Here is a 5,080-nt window from a genome sequence, read left to right on the forward strand (position 1 = left end):
TGGTGGAAGTCCCTTAGGTGCAGGTCTCTGCCTTGAGTAGCACGTTTCGGCACGGTAGCCGTAAAGCACAGAAGCCCTGGTTTTGGAGGCTTTTGGCTGAAGTGCCTTGGGTGCAGGTCTCTGCCTCTCCGAACGCGTTTCGGCACGGTAGCCGTAAAGCACCGAAGTTTAACTGATTAAAATTCAATCTATTCAAATTGCTTTTTCAATCTATTCAAATCAGGTTATTAGGGAAATCAAAATGGAAAAGGGGAACATCAGCATGAAACGAAAAACGGTATTCGGCATCACAGCATTAGGGCTAGGCTTATTGTTAAGCGCCTGTGGTCAAACCAGCTCCAGCAACGGCACTCCCAAAACAGGGACTCAAAGCAAGGCATTAAAGGTCACGGCCAGTCAGGCAATTGCAACGACCGACCCCAACAAGGCGACTGACATTGTGAGTCAGGCAGCGATTGCTCAGATTTACGAGGGCCTTTATACAACGAATAAGCAGGGGAAGGTTGTTCCCGGTGTTGCCACTAAAATCGCAACGCCAACCAACGGCGGTAAAACCTACACGATCACGCTACGTAAGGATGCCAAGTGGTCAAACGGCGATCCCGTAACGGCACAGGATTTCGTCTACTCGCTTCAACGGCAGGTTGATCCGAAGACGAAGTCACAAGAAGCCGGTCACGTGGAAGAAATTGCGAACGCAACGGCGATTAATAACGGTAAAAAAGCGGTTAGCACACTGGGCGCTAAGGCGCTCAACAAACATAAACTCCAAATTACGCTGGCGCAAAAAACACCGTGGTTCAATTCCCGCTTAGCCACCGAGCTTTACCCATTAAATCAAAAGTTCGTTGCCAAATACGGCGAAAAGTACGGCAGTAGCGCCGCTAAAACGCTCAGCAACGGTGCCTACAACATCAAAAACTGGACGGGGAGTAGCGATACTTGGACGTACGCCAAAAACGGGAAGTATTTCAACGCTAAGGACGTTCGGTTGAAGACGGTTAAGGTGCAAACGGTTAAGGATAACAGCACGGCGCAAAATTTGTTTGCGTCAGGTGATGTGCAAGTCACAACGGTCACCGGCAACCAAGTTCAGGCGGATAGTACCGGTAAGTTGAAGAAGAACTTGAAGCTGACCAAGTTGAACCGCTTGAATTTCATCGTTTGGAATTCAAAGCAAAAAGCTACCAATAACACGGCGTTACGTAAAGCGGTTAGCTACGCCATTAACCGGAAAGCCTTGGTTAAGAACGTGTTGAAAGACGGCTCACTCCCATCAAAGAGTGCCATTCCAGAAGGTAACTTCACGAACCCAACCACCGGCAAAGATTTCAACGCCGATACCGGGAACTTGTACCCTTACAACTTGAAGAAGGCCAAGCAGTACTGGCAACAAGCCCAACAAGAATTGGGTAAGAAAACCGTCTCAATCGAACTCTTAACCAATGACCAAGATGTGAACAAATCCGTTGGGGAGTACATTCAAGGGGCCGTTCAACAGAACCTGAAAGGCTTAAAGGTTTCCCTTCGTGCCATTCCGTTGAACAACGAAATCAGCACCTTCACCAAGGGTGACTTCCAAAGTGGGACGTTGAGCTGGACCAGTGATTTCCAAGATCCAGTGGACTTCTTGAACAAGGCTTCAATCACCAACAGTATCAACTTCGGGAAGTTTGACAACAAGTCTTACGAGAAACAAATTGCCACGATTTCGGCTGATAAACAGTCTGCCAAAGATCGTTATCAAACGATGCAGGCCACGGCTAAGGCCTTGGCTGACAATCAAGGCTTCACACCACTTTACCAAAGCACCCAAGCGAACTTGATCAGTACCAAAGTCGCCGGCGTGCAACCAACGTTGTTGCGTGATACACTTTACCGGTACGCTTATTGGAAATAACGGATAAATTGGAGGTAGCTGTGATGAGCAAACAAGTCATTATCGGAATCCCGGCTGAAAGTCGGGTGTTAGACAATGCTTACCGCAACAGTGTCAATCAGGGGGACGTTGCGGCGGTTGTGAAGGCTGGTGGCGCACCAGTATTGATTCCAACGCGAAATCCAGAGTTGGTCACCCGGTACCTTGATATCATCGATGGCCTATTATTACCAGGCGGACCGGACGTTGCGCCGCGGTTTTACGGTGAAGAACCACTGCCACAGTTAAGCATGACGGATTCGCTGCTAGACGAAAGTGAACTGACTCTGGTTCGAGAAGCCGTTAAGCGTGGGATTCCAATCTTTGGCATTTGCCGGGGCATTCAGGTGATCAACGTGGCACTGGGCGGTGATTTGTATCAAGATATCGCCACCCAGTTTGGGCACCCAACCTTACAGCATTTTCAAAATGCTGCAATGACGCAGGGCACTCACCACGTTGCCATCGATGCTCAGAGTCGGTTAGCAACGATCGTGCAGGCGGATGGGCTCTTGGTGAACAGCCATCATCACCAGTCACTTAAGACGGTGGCACCTCAGCTCAAAGTGACCGCAACCGCCAGTGACGACACAATTGAAGCCGTTGAGAGCGTTGATAATGATCTCATCGTGGCGGTACAGTGGCATCCGGAAACCATGTTTGAAGTGGATGCGCAGATGTTGACGTTGTTTGAGGACTTTATTAAACGCGTTGAACGCGCAGTTGATTAAATGGTATTAGAAAAAGCAGTTAGCCCGGTGGCTAGCTGCTTTTTTTGTTGCTGTCAGATTGTGAAGTGCGTTGATTGACTTGAATTGCCGACTTCCATCTCACATTGGTGTAGGTTGTTACTATTGCGACTCATCTCAGAAACTTAACTGGCCAGTAGTCTCGCGCCGCACCCTATACCCGAGTCGGCAACGACGGCCGGTCAAAGTAATATCCCTGGAACTGTTGAATCCCAAGCGACCGGGCAAAAGCGAGTTCCGATTGGTTTTCAACGCCCTCCAAGATAAAGGTGATCTTTGCGGTGTTCGCGACTTCGACCCAGAATTTGATTCGGTCTTGGATCCGGGTTAAGGAGTCGGTTCGACGCAGATTTTGCATGGCAAATTTAATGCCATCGATGTAGGGTAACATGTCGCGCACGAGTTCGTAACTGTTGTCGCTACCAACGTCATCGATATAAATCGTGATGCCGCTCTCGTGGTAGTTTTGACTAATTTTAGCCATCACATCGAGACTAGGAACGTCGATAATTTCAACACCCAGTTCCGGAATCGCAGGTGTTTTTTGGAAAAAGTCACATAAGACATCGCTAACGTGTGGATCCTGAAACTGGTCGGCGGTGAGGTTTAGGCCAAACCGAGTGTTAACGTCAGTTTGAAGCACTTTGTTGATCAGCGCAACTTGCATCTCAACAGAAATAGCGAACTCTGACGGCAAGACCCAGTGTTCGCGATCTTTATCGTATAGCCGGAGCAATAGTTCATTTCCCCAGAGAATTGGGTCACCGTCAGCCACGGTCATGATTGATTGGGTGAAGAACGTGTGAATATCAGCATCAGTACTTAAATCGTGGTCCGTATGCAATGTGTGACCGTTGACCGTCACGGCATCTCGTCCGCGCTGCTTACTCTGGTAGAGGTTGCTGTCAGCGCGTTTATAAGTATCGTTGATCGACTGATCCGTTGTAACCACCTGAGTGACGCCCATTGAAATCGTGACGGAAATTTGATCATCGCCAGACGTAAAGTAACTTTTCCGCACCGCCTGCCAACAGGCTTCGATAATGGGAAGAACGTCATCAATGGCTTTATCCGGGAAAATAATGTTAAATTCTTCGCCACCGGTTCGATAAATGTGGTTCTGCTCACCATGGGACTCCAGTGTTTGCTTCAAGGTATCGGCAACGCCCACCAAAACGGTGTTGCCTGCAAGGTGGCCGAACGTGTCGTTGACTTGTTTGAAGCGGTCGATATCCAAACTCACCAGCGTTAGTGGTTGATGTGACTGCCGAGCCTCCTGAAAAAGGCCGGTAGTATCACGTTGATAGTGCGAGTAGGTTTTGGCGTTAGTTAAACTATCATAGTCGGCCAATTGTTGAATCTTTTGAGTTTGGATGAGTTCTTGTTGGCGTCGAATCCAGTAGCTGGTAGCTAATGACCCCATCGCCAGAAAAATGGTGATGGCCTGCCCGCGCAATAATGGTGTCATGGGAACGTGGTAGACGTGGTCGGGAATCGTGAGCCAAAATGCCAGGGCAATGGTCAGCCAAGTTGCCATGGCGGGAAGCCAGTGGTAGCGGATCTCATCAGTGTAATGACCGATCAGGAGCATCATAAGCAACAAAACGCCGTTACCGGCAATTGATGGTGCTAAAAACCAATTAGTAAGGTGGGTCAATTGCCAAACGCCCAGTAGGATGGCACATCGAAAAAGGTAGGTTACCGTTGTGTTGTTTCGGGCCAATAGTGGAATAACCAGCACAAATAAACTGATGTTAATGAACATGGCGGTATTGCGCCCGCTAATTAAGCCGCCGTACTGCATGACGCCACCTACGATAATGGGTAATAATAGCCAGGTGCTACGGCGGCGACGTTTGATGGCTGGCGGCAGATCGTCAGGTTGAAACGCCTGTCGCCAGATGGTATTGAATAGTTCAACAAACCCCGCAATAAAAAAGTTGGCGACGGTTAATTGAACGATCCAAAGGCCAAAGGAAACGGTTGTATCAGACTGCATTGGAGACATCACCTCAATCATTACTTATTCATGCAGTGTAGCATGAATGACACATGGTCGGTAGGTTACTTCGAGGTTGATTTAACCTGACCGAGGCCGAACTTCACGTCCTGCATTTTCAGCTCAGCCAATCGTTGCGTGCCCCAGTCGTACATCGCGTTGACGATGGGCAGTAGCGTTTCGCCCAGCGGTGTTAGGGCGTAGGAAACTTTACGGCGTTGACCGGCCTCTTCGGTTCTGACCACGAGACCATCAGCAACCAGTTCCTTGAGTTTTTCGGCAAGTTCTTTGTGTGAAGCGGCGGGTAATAGCTTTTGAAATTCATTGAAGTAGTAGGCACCTTCCTTACCCATATGGTAAATCATGTTGATCTTCCACTTGCCGCTAAACATGGACAGGGTAAACTCTTTGGGA

Annotated in this window: 4 protein-coding genes; 2 read left to right on the forward strand and 2 right to left on the reverse strand. The window is 48.8% G+C overall.

All coding sequences use genetic code 11. The annotated features are described in order from the left end of the window. Positions 1–262: 262 nt before the first annotated feature. Both ACYVR3_RS11220 and ACYVR3_RS11225 read left to right on the forward strand, forming a co-directional pair. Positions 263–1,900 carry a peptide ABC transporter substrate-binding protein gene (locus tag ACYVR3_RS11220; protein WP_461244313.1) on the forward strand — a complete coding sequence of 546 codons (1,638 nt, stop codon included), beginning with the start codon at positions 263–265 and terminating at the stop codon, positions 1,898–1,900. Between the two features lie 23 nt (positions 1,901–1,923). After that, entirely contained in the window at positions 1,924–2,649 is a 726-nt protein-coding gene (locus ACYVR3_RS11225) for a gamma-glutamyl-gamma-aminobutyrate hydrolase family protein (RefSeq protein WP_461244314.1), read from the forward strand. Positions 2,650–2,821: 172 nt separating this feature from the next. Here ACYVR3_RS11225 and ACYVR3_RS11230 read toward each other — a convergent pair whose 3' ends face one another. After that, the gene (locus tag ACYVR3_RS11230; protein ID WP_461244315.1) at positions 2,822–4,666 is read right to left on the reverse strand and encodes a diguanylate cyclase; all 1,845 of its coding nucleotides are present in this window, start codon (positions 4,664–4,666) and stop codon (positions 2,822–2,824) included. A gap of 65 nt (positions 4,667–4,731) precedes the next feature. After that, the coding region (locus ACYVR3_RS11235) for a winged helix-turn-helix transcriptional regulator (RefSeq protein ID WP_461244316.1) at positions 4,732–5,080 on the reverse strand (349 nt) is incomplete at its 5' end.

It is taken from the genome of Secundilactobacillus muriivasis (assembly GCF_054785195.1).